General features: G+C 39.2%; 15 protein-coding genes. 10 read left to right on the forward strand and 5 right to left on the reverse strand.

All coding sequences use genetic code 11. From position 1 onward, the window contains the following. The first annotated feature begins 24 nt into the window (after positions 1–24). Positions 25–4,563: a translocation/assembly module TamB domain-containing protein gene (locus tag Q4534_RS19860; protein ID WP_303614898.1), complete on the forward strand. Its 4,539-nt coding sequence runs from the start codon at positions 25–27 to the stop codon at positions 4,561–4,563. 39 nt (positions 4,564–4,602) lie between these two features. Continuing rightward, positions 4,603–5,907, forward strand: a complete 1,305-nt coding sequence (locus tag Q4534_RS19865; RefSeq protein ID WP_303614899.1) for a deoxyribodipyrimidine photo-lyase — start codon at positions 4,603–4,605, stop codon at positions 5,905–5,907. A gap of 31 nt (positions 5,908–5,938) precedes the next feature. Here the strand turns inward: Q4534_RS19865 and Q4534_RS19870 are convergent, their stop codons facing one another. Continuing rightward, positions 5,939–6,610: a YdcF family protein gene (locus Q4534_RS19870; protein ID WP_303614900.1), complete on the reverse strand. Its 672-nt coding sequence runs from the start codon at positions 6,608–6,610 to the stop codon at positions 5,939–5,941. A 164-nt stretch (positions 6,611–6,774) separates the two neighbouring features. On the opposite strand from Q4534_RS19870, the gene Q4534_RS19875 reads away from it, so the two are divergent. The 8 genes from Q4534_RS19875 (at position 6,775) to Q4534_RS19910 (ending at position 16,431) form a co-directional block, all read left to right on the forward strand. Beyond that, complete coding sequence (locus tag Q4534_RS19875) at positions 6,775–8,007, forward strand: aminotransferase class V-fold PLP-dependent enzyme (RefSeq protein ID WP_303614901.1); 1,233 nt, start codon at positions 6,775–6,777, stop codon at positions 8,005–8,007. Positions 8,008–8,388: 381 nt separating this feature from the next. After that, the gene (locus tag Q4534_RS19880) at positions 8,389–10,458 is read left to right on the forward strand and encodes a GAF domain-containing SpoIIE family protein phosphatase (protein ID WP_303614902.1); all 2,070 of its coding nucleotides are present in this window, start codon (positions 8,389–8,391) and stop codon (positions 10,456–10,458) included. Positions 10,459–10,489: 31 nt separating this feature from the next. Continuing rightward, complete coding sequence (locus Q4534_RS19885; RefSeq protein ID WP_303614903.1) at positions 10,490–10,834, forward strand: STAS domain-containing protein; 345 nt, start codon at positions 10,490–10,492, stop codon at positions 10,832–10,834. Next, positions 10,824–11,240, forward strand: a complete 417-nt coding sequence (locus Q4534_RS19890) for an ATP-binding protein (RefSeq protein WP_303614904.1) — start codon at positions 10,824–10,826, stop codon at positions 11,238–11,240. The genes Q4534_RS19885 and Q4534_RS19890 overlap by 11 nt, the downstream gene beginning before the upstream one ends. Positions 11,241–11,329: 89 nt before the next feature. Further along, positions 11,330–13,339, forward strand: a complete 2,010-nt coding sequence (locus Q4534_RS19895) for a peptidylprolyl isomerase (protein WP_303614905.1) — start codon at positions 11,330–11,332, stop codon at positions 13,337–13,339. Continuing rightward, complete coding sequence (locus Q4534_RS19900; RefSeq protein ID WP_368509165.1) at positions 13,302–14,198, forward strand: peptidyl-prolyl cis-trans isomerase; 897 nt, start codon at positions 13,302–13,304, stop codon at positions 14,196–14,198. Before Q4534_RS19895 ends, Q4534_RS19900 begins: the two co-directional genes overlap by 38 nt. Then, positions 14,176–15,609 carry a peptidylprolyl isomerase gene (locus Q4534_RS19905; protein WP_303614907.1) on the forward strand — a complete coding sequence of 478 codons (1,434 nt, stop codon included), beginning with the start codon at positions 14,176–14,178 and terminating at the stop codon, positions 15,607–15,609. The genes Q4534_RS19900 and Q4534_RS19905 overlap by 23 nt, the downstream gene beginning before the upstream one ends. 300 nt (positions 15,610–15,909) lie before the next feature. Continuing rightward, entirely contained in the window at positions 15,910–16,431 is a 522-nt protein-coding gene (locus Q4534_RS19910; protein ID WP_303614908.1) for a transposase, read from the forward strand. 413 nt (positions 16,432–16,844) lie between these two features. On the opposite strand, the gene Q4534_RS19915 is transcribed toward Q4534_RS19910, so the two are convergent. From Q4534_RS19915 to uvrA, 4 genes are all read right to left on the reverse strand, one after another. Beyond that, on the reverse strand, positions 16,845–17,609 hold the full coding sequence (locus tag Q4534_RS19915; RefSeq protein ID WP_303614909.1) for a hypothetical protein: 765 nt from the start codon (positions 17,607–17,609) through the stop codon (positions 16,845–16,847). Positions 17,610–17,775: 166 nt separating this feature from the next. Continuing rightward, positions 17,776–20,652: a TonB-dependent receptor gene (locus tag Q4534_RS19920; protein WP_303614910.1), complete on the reverse strand. Its 2,877-nt coding sequence runs from the start codon at positions 20,650–20,652 to the stop codon at positions 17,776–17,778. A gap of 98 nt (positions 20,653–20,750) precedes the next feature. Further along, the gene (locus tag Q4534_RS19925) at positions 20,751–22,253 is read right to left on the reverse strand and encodes a hypothetical protein (protein ID WP_303614911.1); all 1,503 of its coding nucleotides are present in this window, start codon (positions 22,251–22,253) and stop codon (positions 20,751–20,753) included. Positions 22,254–22,640: 387 nt separating this feature from the next. Next, complete coding sequence (uvrA, locus tag Q4534_RS19930; protein WP_303614912.1) at positions 22,641–25,487, reverse strand: excinuclease ABC subunit UvrA; 2,847 nt, start codon at positions 25,485–25,487, stop codon at positions 22,641–22,643. Positions 25,488–25,646 lie beyond the last annotated feature (159 nt).

Consider the following 25,646-nt stretch of genomic DNA (forward strand, 5'->3'; position numbering starts at 1 on the left):
GCCCTTAGAAGGACGTTTAGGATCATGAGCTATTTGCTTATATTCCTACTTACCATTACTTTATTGTTACAGATACCTGTATTACAGACTTATCTTGCCGGTTTCTTTACCAATCATATCAGCAAAGAAACAGGCTATGAAACAGAAATCGGTCGGGTAAACATTCGATGGTGGGATGCCATCAGTTTGCAGGAAGTAACCATTTTGGACCTGCAGGACAGCTTGATGATGGATCTTGAGGAAGTCTATATAGACTTTTCCATCAAGGGTTTGATGGACACAGAACAACCGGGATTTGATGAAATTAACCTTAAAAATGGCAATGTAAGAATCCTTACCCATGCAGATGGGCTGGGGTTAAATATCTCCGTATTTCTTTCCCGTCTTCGGGCTATTTTCTTACCAAAAAAGGAAAAGAACAACCTCAAGGCATCCACCTTTACCATTGGTTATGTCTCGCTGATGGAAACCTCTTTGGATATTGTAGATTATACCCTTCCACCCTTTGATATAAAATTTGACTACAGCGACCTTCAATTCAGGGATTTGGTAGCTTCTGCAACTGACTTTTATGTTAGGAGGGATACCGTGGCATTTGATCTTAAGCACATGAAAGGTGTAGAGACCAATTCAGGTATGGTATTTCAACAGTTACAAACCAATTTCACCTACTCCAATACGGGAATGGAATTCAAAAATCTCTATCTCAAGTCTAACCAAACTGAGATAAAAAATTACCTTAAATTCGAATATAATTCCCCTACAGATTTGCGTGATTTTAACCACAAGGTTGAAATCTCCGCAGAATTGGATGAGGCCATTTTAGATATTGGGGATCTGGGTTATTTTTCAGACAATATCCCCTCCATAGACGACAGGCTTTCGCTAAGTGGAGAAGTAAACGGAAGGGTTGACTCTATTTATTCTGATGAACTACTCCTGAGATTTGGAGACAAAAGTGCCTTGTTTGGGAAATTTAATATTGAGGGCTTACCGACAGTCTCCAATACCTATTTTGAACTTTCCCTGATCAACTCCACTGTTAGCCCTGAAGACCTCTACCCTTATGCCACACCTCAGGCGAGAAGAGAGCTAAATAAATTTGGAATCATTCGTTTTAATTCTGATTTCGAGGGGCAGCTGGATAATTTCATGGCACAAGGTAACTTTCGGACCGAAATCGGGAGACTTGATGGAACCCTTAATTACCTGCGACAAAACGGAACCCCTTCCTATGAAGGCCAATTAGAAGCCACCAACTTGGATTTAGGCGTTTTAATGGAAGACCTTGAAAACTTTCAAAAAACAAGTTTTCAGGGACAAATCAAGGGTTCAGGTTTTAGTGTAGCTACAGCCATAATTGAATTGGACGCCAATTTCAGCAAGTTGGGCATCAACCAATATGATTTTCAAAACATAAGCACCAAAGCCACATTTGGAAAGGATCTGTTTGCCGGAAAAATGACCGTAAATGACCCTAATCTGGTAATGGATGTGGATGGTATGCTAGACCTTCGAAACGATAAAGACTCGGCAAACCTAATACTTGACCTGGACACAGCATTTTTAAATGAAATAAATATTACCAATCAAGCCATCTTCCTAAGTGGTAATTTTGAGTTGGACACCAAGGGGATTAGCCTGGATGACATTGAGGGTGTGGCCCGATTCAGAGATGTGTTGGTTAGCTATGACGGCCGAGACTTATTCTTGGATTATTTCCTTTTCCAATCTCTTTTTACAGACAATTCCAGGGTCATTTCCCTTAATTCAGACCTCTTGGTGGCAGGGATCAGTGGCAATTTCAAGGTAAAACAATTGGGAGAAGACTTGAAACAATTATGGAAAGATTATCAAGCCATTTTAACGAATAATTATTCCGGAGATAAAAATACAACCCCGACCACTGAAACCCCATATCAAATTGACATCTCCCTTGACCTTAGGGATGCAAACCCAATTTTGAACCTGATCGACCCCATGCTCTTTATTTCCAACAACACGCTGGTAGAGGGGGCTTTTTATCAGACAGACCAAAATACAGTATTTAACTTCTTCAGTGGCATTGACACCATTTACTATGGAAACAATTATTTTATCGACAATAATATTGATTTAAATACTGCCAAATACAAAAACAGCAGTGAGGTTTTGGCCTCTTTTTATGTGTTGTCAAAGGAAATTCAACTCAATTCAGGCTTAAATTTTCAAAATTTATCTGCAGAAACCATTTGGAACCAGTCCAAGCTTGACATTACTTTCTATTTGGATCAGCTTCTCACAGAAAGCTATTTTGATATAGAAGCAGAAGTTAACTTGTCTCCTGACAGCACCCTCATTAAATTTTCCCCTTCAGAAATAAAACTGCTCAATGATTATTGGCAATTTGAGGAAGGCAACAGCATAAGTCTTAAGGCAGATGAAACCCAATTTGACAAACTTAAAATTTATCATGGAAATGAATATATCGCCGCTGATGGTAAAATCAACCATAAGCCTGAGGACAAAACGGAGATTGTTATCAATGAAATGAACCTTGATTTTCTAAACTCCTTTGGCCTCAGAGAATATGAGGGCATCGCCAACGGAATGGTGCATCTTGAAGAAGGCTGGAACAAAAAGGGCATGAAGGGCAACTTATCTATAAGAGATATCTACATCAATAAATTTTTGGTGGGAGAAATTGAAGCCAATGCATTTTATGATGACGATGCAATAAACCTTAGCATTCAAAATATTCGCGAAGGACAAAAAATCATTGAACTTTCGGGAGACATAGGTAATGAAGAAAGGGAAATGGCATTGAATGCCCAATTCACCGATGCTCGCTTATCTGTCATTGAACCTTTTGTAGCAGACTACCTCACCAATATTGACGGGAAGCTCAATGGCAACCTAACTGTAGGGGGAAGCATAATCCATCCAATTGTAGAAGGTCTTGGAGAACTTGAAGGGGCCACTTTTAGGTTTAATTATCTTAACACCACCTACCTTGTTGATGGAAATATTATTTTTGAACCAAACGAGATTAGTTTTAGAGGTTTGGAATTGCGTGATGTCAACAATAATGTTGCCGGCCTAAGAGGAGGAATTGTTCATGACAATTTCGATAACTTTATTCTGGACCTTACCGCTCAAATAAACAACTTTCAGGTAATGAACACCAGTTCCTCAGACAATGACTTATTCTTTGGGACAGCTTTTGCTACAGGAGACATCAATGTATTCGGAGCAGCCAAAAATTTGGACCTAACAGCCAATGCCAGCTCAAATGCCAACACTAAAATATACATTCCTATCGGAGAATCTAATGGGCAAGCGCAAGAGGATTTTATAAACATCATTAACCTGAGAGATACCACCAACCTATTGGAGTTTGAGGAAACTGTTGAAAAACTAAGCATCAATAACCTTCGAATGAATCTGAACCTAGACATAACTCCCGATGCCTATATTGAGATTCAAATCGATCCCAAAACAGGAGAAAATATTCAGGGCCGCGGCAGAGGCGTATTCAATATGGACATTGATACCCAAGGGAATTTTACCATGACAGGCAATTATGAAATAGTTGATGCCTTATACAACTTCAGCTTGTACAATGTTATCAACAAAAAGTTTGTTATTGAACCGGGAGGGATCATCAATTGGTATGGAGATCCATATGCCGGAGTGATGGATATCTCTGCCGTATACGAGGAGAGTGTGTCCCTAACTTCACTTCAAACAACCACTACCAGCTCCACCTTGGAAAACAGCCAGATAAAGCGGCGCTTTCCTGTAAAGGTAATCATGGACCTTGAAGGAGAGCTATTGTCTCCGGATATTGGCTTTGATTTTGATTTTTCTGAATTCCCAGAAGACAGTGAATTGCAAACCACTATCTCTGCATTCAAAAACAGAATCGCCAATGATGAACAAGAGAAAAACAGGCAAGTATTTTCATTGATTATGCTTCGTAGGTTTTCTCCTGAAGGTCAATTCAATAGTGCAGGGATAGGTTTTTCTAACCTCAGTCAGTTGATTTCTTCCCAACTAAATAACCTTATTGCCCAAGTGGACGAAAATCTTGAAATCGATTTTGACTTGCTCACCTTGGATGAGTCCGCACTAGAATCCTTCCAACTAAGGGTCGCTTATACTTTCTTTGATGGTCGATTGAGAGTAACCCGGGATGGTGGATTTACAGATCTGCAGGGAAAGGCGGACCTGAATACCATTGCAGGAGATTGGCAGGCTGAATATCTTTTGACAGAAAATGGACAGTACCGTGTCCGAATTTACAACCGTAACAATTTCAATACCCTCACGGCTTTAAACATTAATAACCGCGCCCCCAATACTTATGGTGTATCCATCTCTCAGAACCTCTTGTTCAGTTCTTTAAAGGAGCTTTTTCAGAACTTTAAAAGGAATAAAAAGAACTTATATATCAATGATTCTGACGAATACTTGAGGAGAGAATTTGACATCAACCTTGAAGAAGTGGCGCCTGATTTATTTAAGCCTGATCCAAGGGAAGCACCTTCAGTAATCAATATTATCGACAAAGAAAATCCTTAAGTAATCCAAACAATTTGGCGTGGATTTGATTAATGTACTATGGATAAAGTTACTCTATTTTGGTTTAGAAGAGACCTTAGGCTTTTAGATAATATTGGTCTCTATATGGCCTATGAAAACGAAAAGAACGTTTTGCCTCTTTTTATTTTTGATGAAAAGATCCTTGACAATCTTGAAAACAAGAAAGATGCTCGGGTGCAATTCATCCATGAACAGGTTAGTAAACTTCATAAAGGCCTAAAAGATTATGACAGCTCGATGCTGGTAAAGAAAGGGAAACCCATAGCCATTTTTAAAGCCCTGACAAAAGCTTACGCTATCCAAAATGTATACACCAATCGGGATTACGAGCCTTACGCCCGAGATAGAGATGAGGAGGTAGAGAAATTTTTAGCGGAAAAAGACATCCCTTTTTATGATTTTAAGGATCAGGTGATCTTTGAAAAAGATGAAATCACCAATAATTCAGGCAGTTATTATAAGGTTTTTACCCCCTACAGTAAAAGCTGGCTAGAAAAACTAAAGCAAACAAGCCTGACCCCCGTGGATTTGGATGGAAGAAAAAAGTCCTTTTACAAGACCCAACCACTCCCCCTCCCCAGCCTTAAAGACCTAGGCTTTGACAAGAGTGAAATTAATATCCCTCCCTTGGAGATTGATACTAAATTGATTCGTGCTTATGATAAAAATCGGGATTTCCCTGCCAAGCAAGGTACAAGTAGGTTAGGTATTCACCTGCGCTTTGGGACGATTAGTATACGTCGTTTGGTGAGCGAAGCATTAGAGCTAAATGACACTTACCTCAATGAATTAATTTGGCGGGAATTTTATATGATGATCCTCTACCACAATCCTGCAGTAGTTGATAGGTCTTTTAAAGAAAAGTATGACAGGATTCGGTGGGATAATGATGAGGAATTATTCAAGAAATGGTGTGAGGGAAAAACAGGTTACCCCATGGTAGATGCTGGCATGCGTGAACTAAATACCACCGGATACATGCACAATAGAGTAAGAATGCTTACCGCTAGTTTTCTAACGAAGCATCTTTTAATAGACTGGCGTTGGGGTGAAGCCTATTTTGCAAGCAAACTTCTCGATTATGAATTGGCTTCCAACAATGGCGGCTGGCAATGGGCCGCAGGTACCGGTACAGACGCTCAACCCTACTTTCGGATTTTTAATCCGGAATCTCAAATGAAAAAGTTTGATAAGGATAAAAAATACGTTAAAAAATGGATTCCGGAATATGAAACCTCAGCCTATCCTGAACCGATTGTAGATCACAAGCAAGCAAGAGAAAGAGCGCTAGAGACCTATAAAAAAGCTTTAGATGCAGAATAGTGAAAGGATAATATAATTTTGGTTACCAATACTATTCTTTGATAAGGTGCTGGTCGAATCCCAGTTTTACCAATTGTTCGAAAGCCTGCCAAACTTCCTGTGGAATCTCTTGTTCTATTTGAAAACCCAGCTTTGGATACTCCTTGATCCTTTGCAAATCACCCACCATGGACTGGATCACAATGCCCATTGAGATTTCTTCATTTGGATAATTATCAAAACTGATATTAGGACTTGTAACCGTTACAGATTTTTCCGGCCAATTCTTTTTAAAGGTGGCATATGACCTTCTTTCCATATAGGGTTTTTGGACGATAATAAATCGATTAAAATCCAGTCCTTTCTCTTTAATAATCTTTTGGGTAAACTGGATATTTTCTCCGGTATTGGTAGACTTGTTTTCTACGATAATGCTGGATTCAGGCACCCCCATATTCAATGCAATTTTAGCGAATTTATCTGCCTCGGTTTCCTCCCATACCCCAAGTGTGAAATTACCTAAGCCACCTGAAAGTATTAAATAGTCTGCCATGCCTGCAAGCCATAATTGAGCTCCACGCTCCGCCACTCTGGTATCATGACTACCTAAAACAAAAATCGCATCGGCTTTATTTAAAGTATGGTTTACCTGGTGATAATCCCATAGCACTTTCGTCAAAGTTTTTATTTCTGAGGTTATTGCTGGTTGTATTTTATCGAGCATCTCTTTGTAATTATTAATTTTTAAAATCTATTCGACATGGTAATTTTACCACTGAACCCACCAAATTACCTGTAAATTTCAAAAATGATATATTTTTTCAGCTAAATTTAAAAAGCCGAACGATAATTGTTAAATTGATGCCCTAAAATCACACTAACAACATCATGATATCAAGAAGGAAATTAATCAAGCGCTTGGCCTCTCTACCTGTTTTGGGAGGATTGGCAGGTAGTACTACTTTATTGGCCGAATCTCTACCATCCGCTACAGAAGCTGTAGCGAAGAGGGATTTAATTAAAGAATTAGGTTTAAGAACCTTTATCAATGCAGCCGGAAATTACACCTCCATGACGGCATCATTAATGCCGCCTGAAGTAATGGAGACTATTAATCTGGCTTCCAAAAAATACGTTTTGCTAAACGATGTTCAAGACAGGGTGGGCGAAAAAATTGCCAAACTTTGCCATTCAGAAGGTGCGATGGTTACAGCCGGTTGCTGGTCTGCCTTGGTTTTAGGTATGGCAGGTGTATTGACAGGAAAGGATGCCAAAAAGGCGGCAAAACTCCCCTTCCTTGAAGGTACCGGAATGAAATCAGAGGTTATCCTCCAAAAAAGTCATGCGAATGGATACCATCATGCACTGACCAACACTGGAGTTAAGCTGATATTTATTGAAACCAAAGAAGAGTTAGAAGCAGCCATTAACGAAAAAACTGCCATGATGTGGTTTTTAAATCGTGAGGCTCCTGTTGGGAAAATCAAACATGAAGAATGGGTTGCAATCGCTAAAAAGCATGGCATTCCTACCATGAATGACATTGCAGCGGATGTCCCTCCGGTAGAGAATTTATGGAGATTCAATGACATGGGCTTTGACTTGGTAGCCATATCCGGAGGAAAGGCCATGGCTGGACCACAGAGTGCCGGGATTTTGATGGGCAAAAAACACCTGATAGAAGCAGCTAGAATCAGTGCCCCGCCTAGGGGAGGGAATATTGGTCGTGGACAAAAAGTTAATAAAGAAGAAATTTTGGGCATGTACATGGCCTTGGAAACTTTCATTAACAGAGACCATGATAAAATTTGGGAAACCTGGGAAAACAGGGTTGCTTTGATCGATGGAGCCATTGCCGACATCCCAGGGATAAGCACTGAAGTGGTCATTCCTGAGGTCGCCAATCACAATCCATCCCTGAAAATTTCATGGGAAGGTACTCAGCATGATTTTTCTGCCAAGGATTTGGGGGCCGATCTTAGAGATGGAGATCCTTCCATCGAAACCATTGATTGGGAAGAACCTAAAAGCTTAAGGCTAACTGTTTTTATGTTGGAAAAAGGACAAGATAAAATTGTAGCCAAAAAGTTAAAAGATGCTTTAACCAAAAGAACTGCCTAATAAAAGCTATTTCTAGCAAGGCTATTTACAAGTACAGAATGGATCCGGCCGCATTAGTTATAGTGACTAATCGCGCCGGATTTATTCTTTCCGGGTAACCTTCTCCATGGTTAGGTTTTACCTTGGAAGACCTAGAGGTATTTTTGAAAAGATCTGAGAAAAATAGACTTTCTATTCATTGAAAATCAAGACCTAGAATAGCTTCCATTTAGACCTAATTACTAATTTAGTCAATTAATATCAAGCATAAAAAAAATTCAAAACTGAGCCTTTCTGCTTCTACTGAGTAAACCTCATCAAATAAAAAAGGTCAAACATTCATAGTTTTTTACTGTTGCCGATGGTTTCTGATATTCTATATTTATTATTGTAAGATTTTCTATGGTGAAGTTACCCCAAATACAAAGAGGAAAAATATACATCCTCCTGGCTGTCCTATCTTGGATGGGTTTGCTGCTGGTCAATTTGATCAGGGTATTTGGGGAAATCAACCAAATGGAAGGGGTCATTAGCAAGGAAATCACATGGGTCCTTGAAATTCTATTTTTTATATGGCTATACATCTATTTCAATGATTCAATTAAGAAAAATGAAAATCGAAATTTTATTGATTTTATTTGGAGGCCCGCATCCACAGGTTTAATAGCTACAGGTACGTCTTTTCTCATTATTTTCTTTTATTATCTCCTGGGGGATTCGAGACTGTCGAAAGATCTCCTTTTGATGAATTTCTTCTATCATGTGAATTTCGCCGTGGTTTCCATTTTTCTAATTTCCACAACCTTAAGTTGGAAGCACCTTATTCTCTATCAAAAAAGCAAGGCCATTGTGCAGCAATGGCAAGCTTATGAGGTGATTTTACTAATCAGTATGTTCTTTGTGCTGATCAGCCAGGCCAGTTTCAATTATGGTTTTATGTTTGGATTGATCTTTTTGATCATCTATGGCGCCATACTTTCCATCAATTTAAAGTGGATTCCATACTTGACCTTCAGGGAAAAATGGAAATCCATTCTATTTATGGTGATTATTATTGCCTGCACGGTATACCTTTTCTTCCGTTTGGTTTCCTACACTCAACAAAACATCCATTTTGTTAACCTTTCTGAAAACCTCTTTCTCCTGGGACTTTTTGTGTTCGTGCTATTGTATGCAGTATTTAGCTTATTGGTGACATTATTTAACCTACCAACATCTTCGGTATTTGAACAAAAACTTACTGAGGCGATAAGCTTCCAAAAGCTTAGCCAATCTATTAAGCCGGGAGAAAATGAAGAGCAGGTATTGGATATTTTGATGGACAGCTGCATGAGTGCAGCCTATGTAGATGCAGGTTGGCTGGAATTGCACCCTTCCGAGCCGGAAGAATCATCAAAAATTCAGTTACAAAAATTTATTAGCAATGGCGAAAGGCAGGAGGTGCTGGAATTGTTAAGAAAAGTAGAGCCATTCGCCTCTTATTTAACCAAACGATCTGGGATAAAAAAGGAATACCTTTATGGGCAAATACCGCATGAAACCTACAAATCGGTGTTGCTACTTTCTGTTTCGGTAAATAAAAAATCCCTTGGAGACATTTTCCTATTGAAGGAAGTCAAGGATGGCTTCAACAAAGAAATGATTAATATTATCACAACCTTTGTTGGCCAAACCTCCATATCCATAGAAAATCACCGATTGCTAAATGAAGCCATCAAAAATGAGCGATACCGAGAAGAACTGGAAATTGCTCAAAGGGTACAAAGAAGTCTACTCCCTTCGGAATTACATCACAATAATAGTTTTGAGATTGATGGTTTCTCTGCCGCTGCAGATGAGGTAGGAGGCGATTATTATGAGACCTTTCGCTTTGATAATGAAAACTTTGCATTAATCATTGGGGATGTTTCCGGAAAAGGAACTTCTGCGGCATTCAATATGTCACAAATGAAAGGAGTGTTTCACAGTTTGGTACAATTAAATCTCTCCCCAAAAATCTTTTTATCCAAAGCCAACAGTGCCCTAAGCCGTTGTTTGGAAAAAAACAACTTTATAACTACTACGTATTACACCATCAACACTTCAATGAAAGAAATTCATTTTGCGCGAGCAGGACATTGTCCTACCCTATTTTATTCGCAGGGAAAAGGTTGCTCTCGCTTTCTGAATATCAAAGGCATGGGGCTTGGAATAGTTAGAAATGAGGGATATGAAAATTACTTGGAAGAGGGCTATTTGAAGTACCAACCGGGAGATGTTATGGTAATGTATACCGATGGAATAGTGGAAGCCAAAAATCAGGAAAATCAAGAATTTGGTTACGATAAATTAAGGCTTTTACTGGATCAATATAAGGCCTTATCGGCAAGAGAGATAAAAAGTAAGATTGTAGATGAAGTTTATGATTTCGTTGGTAGAGAGACCCTGCCGGATGACGATTATTCCATTTTGGTCATCAAATTTAATGCATAAACTTATAATAGCTTAAAACGTATAATTGAATATGTTAACTATAAATAAGACGGCTGAAAAAAGCCATATAACAATTGCCCTGCAAGGAGAAGTGGATGCCAGCAATTCAGTAGAGCTGGATGAGGTGATACAGGAGGCTTTAGATGACAACATCAAGAATATATTGGTGGATGGCACTGATCTCCAATATATATCCTCTGCAGGTTTGGGCGTGTTCATGTCCTATTTGGAGGATTTTAATGAACACAACATCTTATTTATAATTTATGGTTTAAATGAGAAGGTCATGAACGTCTTTCATATCCTTGGTCTTGACCAATTGATTACGATAATAGACAGCCGGGAAGAAGCCGAAAAATTAGTCCATGAAGCATGAATTAAAGTTATATTGTGAAAAAAGTCGGCTGTCGGAATTAAGAACATTTATTACAGAAGTTCTCTCCACAACTAGCTTAAATGATATCAGCCAGAATCAATTGATATTGGCTGTGGAGGAAGTATGTGCCAATCTTATCATCCATTCTCATGATTGTAACCCAAATAGTTATATCTCACTCAAGGTTAGACTAAGCGATGACAATATCGTCTTTGAGATCAGGGACTCAGGAAAAGCTTTTGACTTAAAAAAATACAAGTCTCCGGAGGTCAATTCGGTAGTTAAAGAAAAACGAAAAGGAGGGCTGGGTTTACTGTTGGTAAGGAAAATAATGGATAAAATAGAATTTGAGACCAACCATTCTATCAATACCTGCCGCCTGATAAAAAAACTCAATTCCAAATAAATGTTAAATCCCTTCACTTATCCGGGGCAACAACCCAAATTGTGGGGTAAAATTTGTAACATTGCAGATTAAATTGTTCCAATTGTCCTATGAATTTGAAGCATATATATTTCCTTTTGGTAGGAATTTTATTTGCAAGTGCCTCTCCGGTTCCTGATCTAATCAAGGAAACAAATCTACCGTCGGACTATCTTTTAAAAATTAATGATGAGGCCTCTTATTCTGAAGAATTTTTATACGTACTAAATAAAAACCGACAACAAGAGGACAGGCCGATCAGCAAGGAGGATTTTGATCAAAATTTTGAACTGTTTGTTGATTACAAATTAAAAGTGAAACATGCCATGGATTTGGGCATGCACCAAACAGAAGCTTTTAAAGATGAATTCGCTGCTTTTAAGGAGGAGTTGAAAAAACCCTATCTTCTGGAAAATTCCCTGACTGAAGGTGAATTAAGGAAAGCCTACAGCAGAATGCAAGAAATTGTAAAGGCCAGTCATATACTTTTCAAGTTTCCTCAAAACGCATCTAAAGACGATTCTATAGCCGTCTATAAAATGGCAATGAAAGTTAAGGCCGAAGCGGAAGCAGGTGCTGATTTCCACCAACTGGCGGCAGCTTATTCTGAAGATCCTTCTGCGAGCAGTAATAAAGGAGACCTTGGATATTTTACTGCCTTGCAAATGGTCTTGCCCTTTGAAGAAGCAGCCTACAATTTAAACCCCGGAGAAATATCTGATCCTGTCATAACTGATTATGGTTATCATATTATCAAACTGGAAGACCGCAGACCCAACCCCGGACAACTCCATGTTTCACACCTTTTGATTCGTTCAGGAGAAAATAAAGAAGATCAGGAAGACCAAATTGCGCGAAATAAAATCAACCAAATACATCAATCCCTTCTTGCAGAGCCATCTATATGGCCCGAGTTAGTGAATACCTATTCTGAAGATGATGCCAGCAAAGCGAATAAAGGAATGATTCCATGGTTTGGAGTGGGTTCCTTAGTCCCTGAATTTGAACAGGCGGCCTTCTCATTAAAAAAGAAGGGTGATTTCTCAGCCCCTGTGAAGACAAATTATGGTTACCATATCATTCGTCTGGAAGGTTTCAAACCGGTACCGCCCTTTGAGGAGGTTCTTCCTAAAATCAAGTCTAGTATTCTGAGAGACAGCAGGTCAAAAATGATTCAAGAGCAAGTTTTGGCGATGCAAAAAGCTAAGTTTAAAGCAGTTGAAAATCGGCCACTAATCGCTAATCTTAAAGCTACCTTTACCAAATTAAAGGGAAGCCCTAATGCTGAACTTTATAAAGCCTTGGAGGCACTGAGCAAAACTAGTATACATCCAATTATTCAATCCGATTGGAAAGAGGCAACCTTGGGAGATTTTATCGAATTTATTAAAAATTCAGACCCAAAGGGGGGCAATTTTCTTAAGGCTAATTTTGATAAGGTTTATGCCGATTTTACTACCCACCTTTTCTCCAAATGGGAAGAAGAGTACATTTATGAAAACAACTTAGAATACCGGCAATTAGTCAATGAATACAAGCATGGCATGTTGTTATTTGAGTTGATGAACAATGAAGTTTGGCAAAAAGCTTTGGAAGACAGTGCGGGACAGATGGCCTATTTTGAAAATAACAGGGATCAATACCTTTGGAAAAAACGAGTAAAAGCACTAGTACTCCATTCAAAGAATGGACAGGATCTATCAGAAGTTGCCAATTGGCTAAAGGAAAAATCGCTTACAGAGGGCTTATCCAATGAACTAAACGTGAAATTCCTAGAAAAGAATCCATTGCTTTTTACTGTAAATCAAAAAATTTACGAAATAGATAAAAATGAATTGTTTACCGGGCTAGATTTAGAGCAAAGGTTTCATGAGCTGAAACGAAATAATGAAAGCATTCTACTCGTTTTAGGAGAAACCTTGCCTGCCAGGCAAAAGCAATTTGGAGAAACTCGAGGAAAGTTAATTCAGGATTACCAACAGTTTTTAGAAAAACAATTACTTACTGAACTTAAACAAAATTATAACATCCAGATCAATGAGGATGAGAAGGAAAAAATATATCGATCACTTGTTCAATAAATCATTGCTGGCCGCAAGCCTTATGCTTTTCATGTCTTCTTGTGATTTATTCAAGATGAAAAATGAGGAAGAAGACCCGGACAATATGATTGTGGCTACGGTAGGTAATGCAAATCTGTACCATTCAGATATTGACCATATTAGCAGAGAGATGTCTCCCGATCTAGATTCTGCGGAACTGGTCAACCGATACATTCAAAGCTGGGTAAAGAAGCAGTTGGTAATCAAAGAGGCGGGTCAAAACTTAACCATAAATGAGGCTGAGATAAACAGAAAACTGCTGGACTATAGGTATGCCCTAATCGCTTATGAGTATGAAAAAAACTACGTGGAAGAAGAATTGAATAAAGAGGTTACCCAAGCAGAAATAGAAGAGTATTACCAAAACAACAATAAAAACTTCGCTTTAAAGGAAATCATTGTCCGAACAAACTTTGTGAAGCTTGAAAAAGATTTGCCACAAAGACGACAGTTGGAGCGTTTGCTCAATAGTGATGAGGAAAGCAAAAAACAAGAACTTAAAGATTTTGCCATCCGGTATGCAAACAATTATTTTATGGAAGACTCCACTTGGATCAACTTTGACGATATAATTTTAAATACACCATTAACCAAAAATAACAATCATGTACAATTGATCAGAAATGAAAAATTGATCCATGTGGATGACGAAACTTATGCCTATTATTTTAAAATTTTGGAATACAGGTTACAAGACCAGGTCCCACCCTTGGAGTTTGTGAAGGATGAGATTTCCAAGATTATTGTTAATAAAAGGAGAGCAGAAATAGCCGAAAAATTAAAAAGAGATATTTACAACAATGCACTTAAAAACAATGAGTTTACCATATATGAATAAATGGACCAAAAACCTTAGCTTATTCTTACTGCTCAGTCTTTCCATGTTTCAGCTTGTATTGGCCCAAGACACAAGCGATGCGGCCGAAACGGATGAAAAAAAGCAGGAAAAAAAGCCTAGTGGACAAGTACTAGACAAAATTATCGCCAAAGTTGATAACTATATCATATTGGAGTCTGACCTGCAGAAGGCATATTTGGAGGCCTCTTCCCAAGCCCAACAGGGTTTTGAAGCGCCTACCAAATGTCAGGTGTTTGAATCCCTTCTAATCAATAAGATGATGATGGCGAAAGCAGAAATTGATTCGGTAATCGTCTCAGATGCCGAGGTCATTATTCAGACAGATCAGCGGTTCAATATGGTTCTCCAGCAGTTTGGAGGAGATGAAGAAATGTTGATTGAGAATTATGGTAAAACCGGAGACCAATTAAAAAGTGAAATCCAGGATGCTGTTAAAGAACAATTGGTCGTAGGAAAAATGCAGGGGGTAATCACTGAAGGCCTTCAGGTATCTCCCAACGATGTAAGAAAGTTTTACAATTCTATACCAAAAGACTCACTGCCATTTTTCTCTTCAGAAGTGGTCGTAGGGCAGATCGTAAAAAAACCGGAAGTTAGCCAAGTCGAAAAGGACAAAGTTTATAATAAATTGGCTGAGATAAAGGCGAAAATTTTAAGTGGAGAAGCTGATTTTGCTACCATGGCAAGACAATATTCTGAAGGTCCCTCCGGCCCACAGGGGGGTGACCTTGGATTTTTTAAGAGAGGTGAACTTGCTCCTCAGTATGAGGCTACAGCCTTTGAATTGAAGCAAGGAGAAATCTCTGATCCTGTTGAGACGGTTTTTGGTATCCATTTAATTCAACTACTTGAACGAAGAGGAAACACTTTCAATTCCCGACATATATTGATCAGGCCAACTCCTTCTGAAGAAGATCTTCTTAAAGCAGAACGAGAATTGGATAGCCTCAGGCAGGAGATTGTAGATGGGAATATTGAATTTGCGAAAGCGGCCAAAGAAAATTCAGACGATAGAGAAACTTCAGATGCAGGTGGTTTTTTTACTGACCCTGCTACAGGTTCCAACCGACTGACTTCTAGGACGCTTGAAGACCCTATCCTCTTTTTCACCTTAGACAGTATGGAAATAGGTGACATCACCCCCACAATCAGATTTGATGATGTGGATCAAAGAGGCCAATCGGAGCCCGGAGTAAGGATTTTGTATTACAAAAACCGTTACCCTGCCCACAGGGCCAATATTTCTGATGATTACGAAAAGCTAAAAGAAGCAGCAAGAAGGAAAAAAGAAGAAGAAATTCTTGCCAATTGGTTTGTTTTAGCCAAAGAAGAGGTCTTTATAGATATCGACCCAGCCTACGATAATTGTAATGTGTTGCAAGAAAAGTAAAAGTAAAAGCTCACTTGAAAATGCTTCCTAATAAACTTAGGAAGCATTTTTTTTGTACTTTTTATAAGTGTCGTCAGTGAGGACACTGACGACGGCTTCGTTCGCCCCCGTGCGTGTCTCCACTCACGGGTTATCATTATAATTAAAATCGCCATTGACCACACTGACGAATACTGGTTCTGGTTCTTTAGCCCTTTGACAATAGAAACGCTGATAAAAGCGAGCTCTTAACCTAAGAAATATCCCACATTGTTATTAATTTACAGTTGCACATTTTAATTTAGATGGAAACTAAGTGTCATGGAACTAGGTAGGATATATTTTTTCACAGTAACCATTCGTGATTGGATCCCTTTGCTCGCAGCAAAAAAACCCAAAGAAGTGATTCTATCTAGCTTAAAATACCTCAGCGAAAAAGGACTCATCAAGGTTTATGGTTTCATAATCATGCCCAACCACATATATTTTATTTGGGAGTTGATTGAAATGAATGGAAAGGAAATGCCTCATGCAAGTTTTTTAAAATTCACAAGCCATAGGTTTTTAAAAGACCTCAAGAAAGATAATCCTCAATTTTTATCAAGATTCGAAGTGGGGGATCAACATAGATCCCATAATTTCTGGCAAAGAGATTCTCTTCCAATTGAGATAATTAACCCATTAGTAGTTTTCCAAAAATTGGAATATATCCATCACAATCCATGCAAAGGAAAGTGGATGTTGGTCGATGACCCGGTTGATTACAGGTTTTCGTCTTATGAGTTTTATGAAAAAGGAATAGACAGGTATGGTTTTTTGATTCATATTGGAGAAAGGATCTAAGGACTATCACCTTTTGAAAAGGCGTATAGCAACGTTGGGGACCGCTGTGAACCACTCTTATTTATTAGTGGGGACACTGACGACGGCGAGAGGACACTGACGACGGCTTCTTTCGCCCCCGTGTGTATCTCCATTCCGGGATATCATCATGATAAAAATCGTCAGTAGGGATCCTGACGACCACCGATTCTTTTCGCCCCCGTGAATGTCCCCTCTCACGGGCTATACATCATAATAAGAATCGCCAATGAGGACTTGACAACGGCGGGTTCCGGTTCTTTCTTCGCCCCCGTGAGTGTCCCCACTCACGGGTTATCATTATAATTAAAATCGTCAGTGGGGACACTGACGACGGCGGGAGAACACTGACGACGGCGGGAAAGACAGACTATTTAAAAAGCCTACAGGAAATACTAGCGTAATGCGGACAATGACAAGCGTTGCTTTAGAAAATCTGAAAAACCTTCAATTCTTTCAGCCTTATACATTTTTAACGCTGAGACACTAAACTGGTAGGCAAGGAGTTCATTTCGGCCATTGTAATATTTAATCGCCTGATTAAAATATTGTAAACCAATAAGTTCTTGTATACCTACATTTCTATAAATATTAACAGGTTCTCCTTCTGATGAAATAACTTGAAAATTCGTTTGATTAAAACTACCTCTTTCTGATTTGAAAGATTCAAAATGATTTTTTTTAGATTCATTATCAATTATAAAACCATCAAGAGGGTCTGTTACTTCAAACAATACCACTTCGTCGCTTATCTCAACCTCTAGAAAAACATGATGAGTAGTCTCCACAATTTTAAAATCAAAACCGAAATAATCCAGTAATCCAGCAAGGATCAGCGAACCGCTCACACAATCAAATACGCCTGATTCAAATGTATCTTGAGTCATACTGTACAACTCATACCTTAAAAAAATAACCTGGTGAGAGCGGTAAAAGATATTCTTAAGCATCTTTTTACTCTTACCATATCTAGAAAAGTCCTCGTTCAATTGGTCATGTAACTTATTGAAAGCACTACTATGAGCACGCCAAGACAAAATCATGGTATTGTTATCCGAAGGATTATTTATTTCAGGTAAGGCCACAACCTTTCCCGTGGTTGCGGTAAGAAAAATGACAACCATTATTATGAAAAAGAATATCGGAAATGCCTTTTGCATAGACCTATGTTATGTAACAATTAACTAAAGTTAACAATTTCTTAACATAAAGACAAAAAAATATCCTCCCCGAAGGAAGGATACTCTCAATTAAAAGTTTAATCTGTTATCGCAGTACCAAAAAATAGGCTTTCTTGAACCTTTTCAGGCTGTTCATGGAAATGAATTAAAAGGCATATGAAAAGTTAACATTCACAAGCGTACCTGGGTTTAAGCTTGAGAAAATTTGATCTTCAGCGCCATAAGACCTAAATACTTCCTCTCTGGATTGGTTGAGCAAGTTTTGAACATTAATTCCGGCCTTCACTTTCTCACTTGCTCCAAAAGTTTTATTCAAGCTTAAATTAACGGCATGGAAAGGAACAGTATAGGTATCAGTCCTATTTCCAAATCCGATATAATTCAGTGTAGAACCTTGCACGTTATAAAATATGCCAGCTTCAATGCCTGAAACATAATTGTTATAGCTTAACCCTGTATTGATAATATAAGGAGCTTGACCGGACATATCTCTGGTATCATCAATGGTTTCTCCCTCTCTGGCGGTAAGTGCCCTGGATCTTAATTCTGCCTCTGACATTTTAATTCTAGATTCCGTAAGGGTACCATTAAAATTAAAGAAGAAAGTTTCTAATGAAGGGCTCAGAAAAGCCAATGACTTACGCAGCTCTAATTCAATACCGGCCACGGTTCCATTTCCAACATTTCTTGGTTGAAAGGCACCGGGGTCAGAAAGGAACTGAACCATCTCAATTGGTTTGTCAAAGGTCTTATAAAATGCACTTACAGAGAACATCTGACCACCTGAAAGGAATTGCTCCCATCTCAAATCAAAATTGTTTATCCTTGTGGCTTCTAGATTACCATCCCATAATACTTCAGTTCCTCCATCGGTTGTCTCTTGAAATAAGCCACCGATAAAAGTCCTTCCGGTGATTGGATCAAGAATTTCTGCAAAAGACATTTCCTTAAAAGAAGGCCTAGCAATGGTGCTTGAGTAAGAAAATCGAAGGTTCTGGTTTTTTTTTATGCTCCTGATCAAGTTAATGGTAGGGAAAAGATCAAGATCTCCCATCACCTTTTCGTTGTCATATACAATGGTTTGTGTCTGATTACTACCGGTATAATATTGGTCAAATTTCTCGGCTCTCAAGCCTACAATTGCCTTAAGATTCTCAAAAGGACTGAATTCACTATGGACATACAATCCAACATTGGTCAAGTTTGAATTATAGCTATTCGGATTGTTTGGGATAAATAAAGGGCTGTACCTGATTCCATTTCTATTGTCTTCGGAAAACAAATTACTTTCTATAAGTACCTGATTGGGATCTCCGGTAAAGGTAGAGTTACCCGTGGCAAACTGAAAGTCTTGAATTAGGAAATCCCTCTGCTTATAGGCATATGAGGATCCAAATCTTAATTTGGCAGACTCACCAAAGAGTACATGGTTTTTAGAAAGATCAAGCTTTCCAACTAGGTTTTGTTCATCCAATGACCTCCAAATTCTTTGGGGCAATCCAACCTCAGATGAAATGGTCTTGTTAGGTTCCCTGAACCTTAGTACCCTTACATCCGGATCCTCTATGGAAGATAAGGTTGGTGCAATTTTCCAATCCAATTCCCAGGCGCCATCTTTGCTGAAATGTACTCCACTAAGCATCAAATTGGTTAATGCCCTTTGGCTGTATTCGATATTGTATTGATCCGCCTCGAATTCCGCACCTAGATTGGTGTTTACAAAGTCAAAGTTACCCACCTTAGAAGATCCGTTTTGCAGGTGGATAAAGTTGAGTTTATATTTAGAATAATCGGTTTTATAGGCTACTCCAAATAAGCCTCCAAGCAATACATTGCTCTCGCCATAATTACCCACTGAGCTTTCCAAAGGCTCCAATTCAGTCTCATCTGACTCTCTTGGTTTGGCGTAAAGGTTAAATTCGGCACCTTTATAAAATTCAGAGGTGTTTTTATAAGTTATTGCAAAATTATAACCAAAGGTATTGTCTCCATGCTTGAATTGATCTCCAAGGGAGAATCCCAAAGAGTAATTCATAAGGTTTTGCTTTTTCGTTCCACCAAAAGTAGGATTGAAATCACTCAAAATACTTTGGTACAATTGACCTTGCTCACCGCTTGGGTAGCCTACTACATCTGCATATTGCGGTATTTCGGCAATTCCCTTGGTAGGAATATCCCTGAATCCATTGTCAAAACCTAAAAAATCAGTACTACTCCCTTCAGTGGTTAAAAAATCGGAATTAAAGTGCATGGAAGGATTATAACCACCGCTGATAGAAAGACGCATGGTTTTTTCTTCAGGGAAATCCTTGGTTTCTATGTCTACCACCCCTCCGGTAAAATCTGCCGATAGGTTACTAGTAAATGATTTCGAAACGATGATATTGTCAATGATATTGGTAGGAAAAATATCCATCTGTATGGTATTCCTATCCGGATCCAAGCCAGGAATATCCATTCCATTCAATACGGTTTTTGTATAGCGGTCTCCAAGTCCACGGATGTAAACATACTTTCCACCTTCTATGGAAACACCTGTTACCCGCTTGATGGCCGATGCTGCATCTCCATCTCCAATCTGTCGGAAGGCGGCAGCAGAAATACCATCCATTAATTGAGGAGCATTTCTTTTTACGGTCATGAGGGCTGCTTCAGTGGTTCTAATTGCCTCTGCCGTAATGGTAACTGTTTCAAGGTCAGAAGTGAATTCCGACATTTTGAGGTTATCGAGCAAGGTAACCTCACCCTTATTTACTTTGATTTCTTCCAATTGAAGGGTATTGAAAGATATAAAAGAGGCCTGAATTGAATAAACTCCTTCCGGAAGTTCAATTTCAAAATCCCCATCAAAGTCGGTCACAGCTCCTAACTGTGCACCAACAATAGATACTGCCACCCCAAATAAGGGCTCACCGGTTCCTTCATCATAGATAGTCCCACGAATTGTCCCATTTTGGGCGAATACATTGGAGGACAAAAGCAGAAAACCTATAAGGATCCAGCTATAGTTTAATTTTTTCATTTTTTGTTTTTTTTTAATAGTACAGCGATACGATCAAAAAGTTGGAAAGGGATACGAGATGTATCGTATCCCTTTCAAAAAATAGTGGTTGGTATTGATTATAGGTTATCTAAGTTTCCAGCTTCAGCAGACCAAGTCCAGTCACTGAATTCAGATTTATCAGCTCCTACAGTATTGGCTCCGGCAGTTACTGCTGTCGCATGCGCCGCAGTACCGTTTTTGAATACATCGGTAAGTGCTACACCATCTGCTAAAACCACTTCAAGATTTTCAAAGACAAGGATTCCATTATCAAAGTTTTCAAGAGATTTGTCTCCACTAATGGATAGGTCTCCTCTACCTTCTGTTTCGGCTGGGTCAGCAAAACCTTGGAAAAGGATATTTTTGAAAGTACCTCTAGCACCATCTCTGAAATCGCCAAGCTCGGCAACGTCATTTCCTACAATAATCCCGTTTTGAAGGGTATGACTATCATTGAAAGAACCTTCAGGTCCATCAATTTCTAGTGAATGGTCTGTAGAACTTCCATTAATTACAATGAAATTATCTAAGGTTCCTGACCATGCCATATCCGTATCTAAAGCATCATCACCAGCGTTCCAGATTATAGCATTTTTTACATCTACAGTTCCACCGAACCATTCGATTCCATCATCTTGGTTAGCGATAACTTCGATGTTCTCAATGATAGTTTCAGAACCAACTGATCCTAAAGTCAAACCATTGATTTCATTTCCTTCACCAATATTGGCTCCACCATGTCTAATGGATAGGAACTTAAGTTTTCCTGAATAATCTTCCGGATCATCTCCACCATGTAGTCCATTGGTATCGGAAGGTGGTATACCTTCTATTTGTACTTCTGAAACATCACCTGCAAAAGATCCAGGGGCTCTTCCTAGAACCAATAATCCTCCCCACAATCCATCAATATCAGGGTCAAGGTTAGGGCTTGCTATCATACCCGGTGTAATCTCATCGGCTATTGAGGTGAAAATAATAGGTTGATCAGCAGTACCTTCAGCTTCAATGGTAGCTCCTCTTGCGATAACCAAGGCAGTAGCATTAGCGCCTGATCCGGCTTCTCCTTTTACAATCACACCCGGTTGGATGGTTAATTCAGCACCTTCTGTAACTGTAATTCTACTTCCAAGCACATAAACTTTTCCTGTTTCCCACACTACATCAGTTGTAATGTTTTCATCAACTCTGATAACGGAAGCAATCTCACCTACAGAAACAACAAATGTAGACGTTTGTGTATCTCCATTACTATCTGTGGCAATAATCTCAAATACTATATTACTATCAGCATCTTCTTCGGTGGCTTCATACGTGAAATTATATGCTGCAGATACATCGCCACTATAATTTATCGTTTCTATTGTAGTTCCATCTTTTTTTACAACTAGAGTGGTTAATCCATCTGCTGCTGTAATATTTACAGAAACAGGATCAATACTTTCTTCAACTTCTACACTTGCGGTTGCTGGGACTCCTGAAATAACAACTTGGTTGTTTGGGTCGTCCTCCTCGTTACAGGCTGTTAAAACAGTAACAGCTAATGTAGCGATCGTCATCCAATTAAATAATTTCTTCATGGTTAGGTATTAGATTTTAATTCTGAATTAGATTCAGGCACAAAATTGAATCAAAAATCTACCACCGTATAAAAAAGTGAATTATGAAATTTTAAAATTAAATTCAGCGAATTAATCTTCTCTTAACATTGGGTACAAAAAACCCTCTAATTCATCCTAAACGGGTTAACAAGGCTTAATACTCAGTCATTTATAAATAATAAAAAATGTTGATTTTTGGCTAAACCTTCAGTATTCCCCTCAATTTCATCAACCAAACAGTACAATTATCGGCACCTTCATCTTAAAAATGTACAATCAACCAAGGTATTAAAAGTTTAGCCCTAACTAGCAAAAAGTGCTAGATAGGGCTAAAAAATAGAGACACGGTATCAGGTCTCCTTAGGGCTACAGAACTAGGTCTCTCTTATTCAATTCTTCTTTTAAAAACTTGGCGGTATGACTACTGGGATGGTTGGCCATTTTTTCGGGAGTTCCGCTAAAAAGGATTTCTCCACCTTTCTCTCCTCCCTCCGGGCCAAGGTCTATAATATGATCCACGACCTTAATCACATCCATATTGTGCTCAATAATAAGCACTGTATTTCCTTTGTCTACCAATTGTTGGAGCACTCCCAAAAGCAATCCGATGTCTTTGAAATGCAATCCCGTAGTGGGCTCATCCAAAATATAAAAGGTTTTTCCGGTATCTTTCTTGGAAAGCTCTGTGGCCAACTTCACACGTTGTGCTTCTCCTCCAGATAATGTGGTAGCATGTTGGCCTAAGGTTATATAATCCAAGCCTACATCATGCAAGGTTTGGATTTTTCTCAAGATCTTGGGGATGTGCTCAAAAAACTCCACGGCTTGTTCCACAGTCATGTCCAGCACATCAGCAATAGATTTGCCCTTGAACCTTACTTCCAAAGTCTCCCGGTTATAGCGTTTGCCTTTACAGGTTTCACAGGGAATATGGACATCCGGAAGAAAATCCATTTCAATCAGCTTCATTCCTCCACCTTCACAATCTTCGCAACGACCGCCCTTTACATTAAAAGAAAACCTTCCTGGCTTGTACCCCCTAATCTTAGATTCAGGCAAGTCTGTAAACAAGGCCCTGATGTCAGTAAATACCCCTGTATAAGTCGCCGGATTGGATCTTGGCGTCCTCCCAATAGGAGATTGATCCACTTCAATCACCTTATCCAAATGCTCCAAACCGGTTATCTCTTTATAAGGCAAAGGTTCCTTTTTGGAGTTGTAAAACTGCCTGTTAAGCAAAGGGTAGAGCGTCTCATGAATCAGAGAACTTTTGCCCGAGCCTGAAACTCCGGTAACACAAACCATGGTTCCAAGTGGTATTTCCAAGTTTACATTTTTCAGGTTATTCCCATTCGCCCCTTTCAATTTAAGTTTCTTTCCGGTACCTTTTCTCCTTTTTTCAGGAATAGGTATGCTTAACTCCCCATTAAGGTATTGGGCAGTGAGGCTATCCGAGACCAAAATTTCCTGTGGCGTTCCACTGGCAACAATTTGTCCACCATGACGACCTGCTCCCGGGCCAATGTCCAAAACATAATCTGCGTCCATCATCATGTCCCTATCATGTTCCACCACAATGACCGAGTTGCCAAGGTCTCTTAAATCTTTTAGGGCATGGGTTAATTTCACATTATCTCTCTGGTGCAAGCCTATGCTTGGCTCATCCAAAATATACAAAACCCCTACAAGCTGGGTCCCTATTTGTGTGGCCAGTCGAATCCTCTGGGCTTCCCCACCGGACAAGGTTCTCAAAGGTCGATTGAGTGAGAGGTAATTCAGGCCTATATCCAATAAGAACCCTATTCTTTTCCTGATTTCTTTCAGTACCTCAACACCAATAATTTTTTGGCGCTCCGTCATTCGCTCCTCAATATTCTCAAACCATTCTCCCAAAGTGGTTATATCCATGAGGGCTAGTTCTCCAATATGTTTTTCCGCAATTTTAAAATGAAGGGCCTCTTTCTTTAACCTGTAACCTTCACAGTCAGGACAGGTACGGGTGGTGGTGAAATCGGAAATCCATTTTTGAATTTTATCGGATCCTCCTTCCTTCTGCTTTTGAAGAAAATTTAAAATCCCTTCAAAGGTAGTGTTCCACTTCGTTCCGGGATATTTCACAGAATCAACTGCAACCTCCATTTTATCTCCATACAAAAGGGTTTGAATGACTTTTTCATCCAATTTTTCTATGGGAGTAGCCAAACTGCCTTTGTATCGCTTCAGTATGGCATCTATTTTCTTGAATATCCAAATGTCTCTATACTCACCCAAAGGTGCAATTCCTCCCCTACTGATGCTTAATGAAGGGTCAGGTATGACGCTTTGCTGGGTGATTTCTTCAATAACTCCCAAACCGTTACAGGTAGGGCAAGCTCCATAAGGGCTGTTGAAGGAAAAAGAATTGGGCGCCGGCTCATCATAACTTAAACCAGTATGGGGATCCATCAGGTACTTAGAAAAATGATGAATATTGCCCTCCTCATCAAGCAACATCATCACTCCTTTGCCATGTTGCAAGGCGGTTTTTAGGGATTGTGATATCCTGTATCGGTCACTTTCCTCTGCAAGCACCCTGTCTACCACAATTTCAATGTCATGAATCTTGTACCGATCTACTTGCATTTTAGGCGCAAGATCAACCATCTCACCGTCAATCCGCACTTTTGAATAACCCATTTTTCGGATTTGTTCAAACAATTCCCGGTAATGACCCTTCCTGCCCTTTACAACCGGTGCAAGAATGGAAAGCTTTTTATTCAAAAAGTTATTGAAGATTTGATCAATGATTTGATCTTCGGTTTGACGAACCATTTTTTCGCCGGAAAGGTAAGAATAGGCTTCCCCAGATCTGGCATACAAAAGCCGCATAAAATCATAAATCTCGGTTACCGTCCCAACCGTAGATCGTGGATTTTTTGAAGTCGTTTTTTGCTCGATGGATATCACCGGAGATAGTCCGTTGATTTTATCCACATCAGGCCTTTCCATACCGCCTAAAAAAGACCTGGCATAGGCAGAAAAGCTTTCCATATAACGCCTTTGACCTTCGGCGTATATGGTATCAAAAGCCAGTGAGCTTTTGCCACTACCACTTAAGCCTGTAATGACCACTAATTTATTTCTGGGTAAAGTAAGATCGAGGTTCTTGAGATTATGTTCTCTGGCCCCATATATTTCAATATGTTCTTGAGAAGGTTGATTTTCTACTGACATTGTATAGGTTTTCTCTTTAACTGGTTTAGCCTAAATTTAAGCAATAACTATTCTAATTGTTGCTAAATACAAATTTAGCCCGAGGCGATTTTCAATTGCCCCTCAACACTGCCACTCGTTTTCAAATGAGGCAGCACAATTTACAACCTTTTTAAGCCA

Source organism: Cyclobacterium sp. 1_MG-2023 (genome assembly GCF_030546805.1).
Lineage (GTDB): Bacteria > Bacteroidota > Bacteroidia > Cytophagales > Cyclobacteriaceae > Cyclobacterium.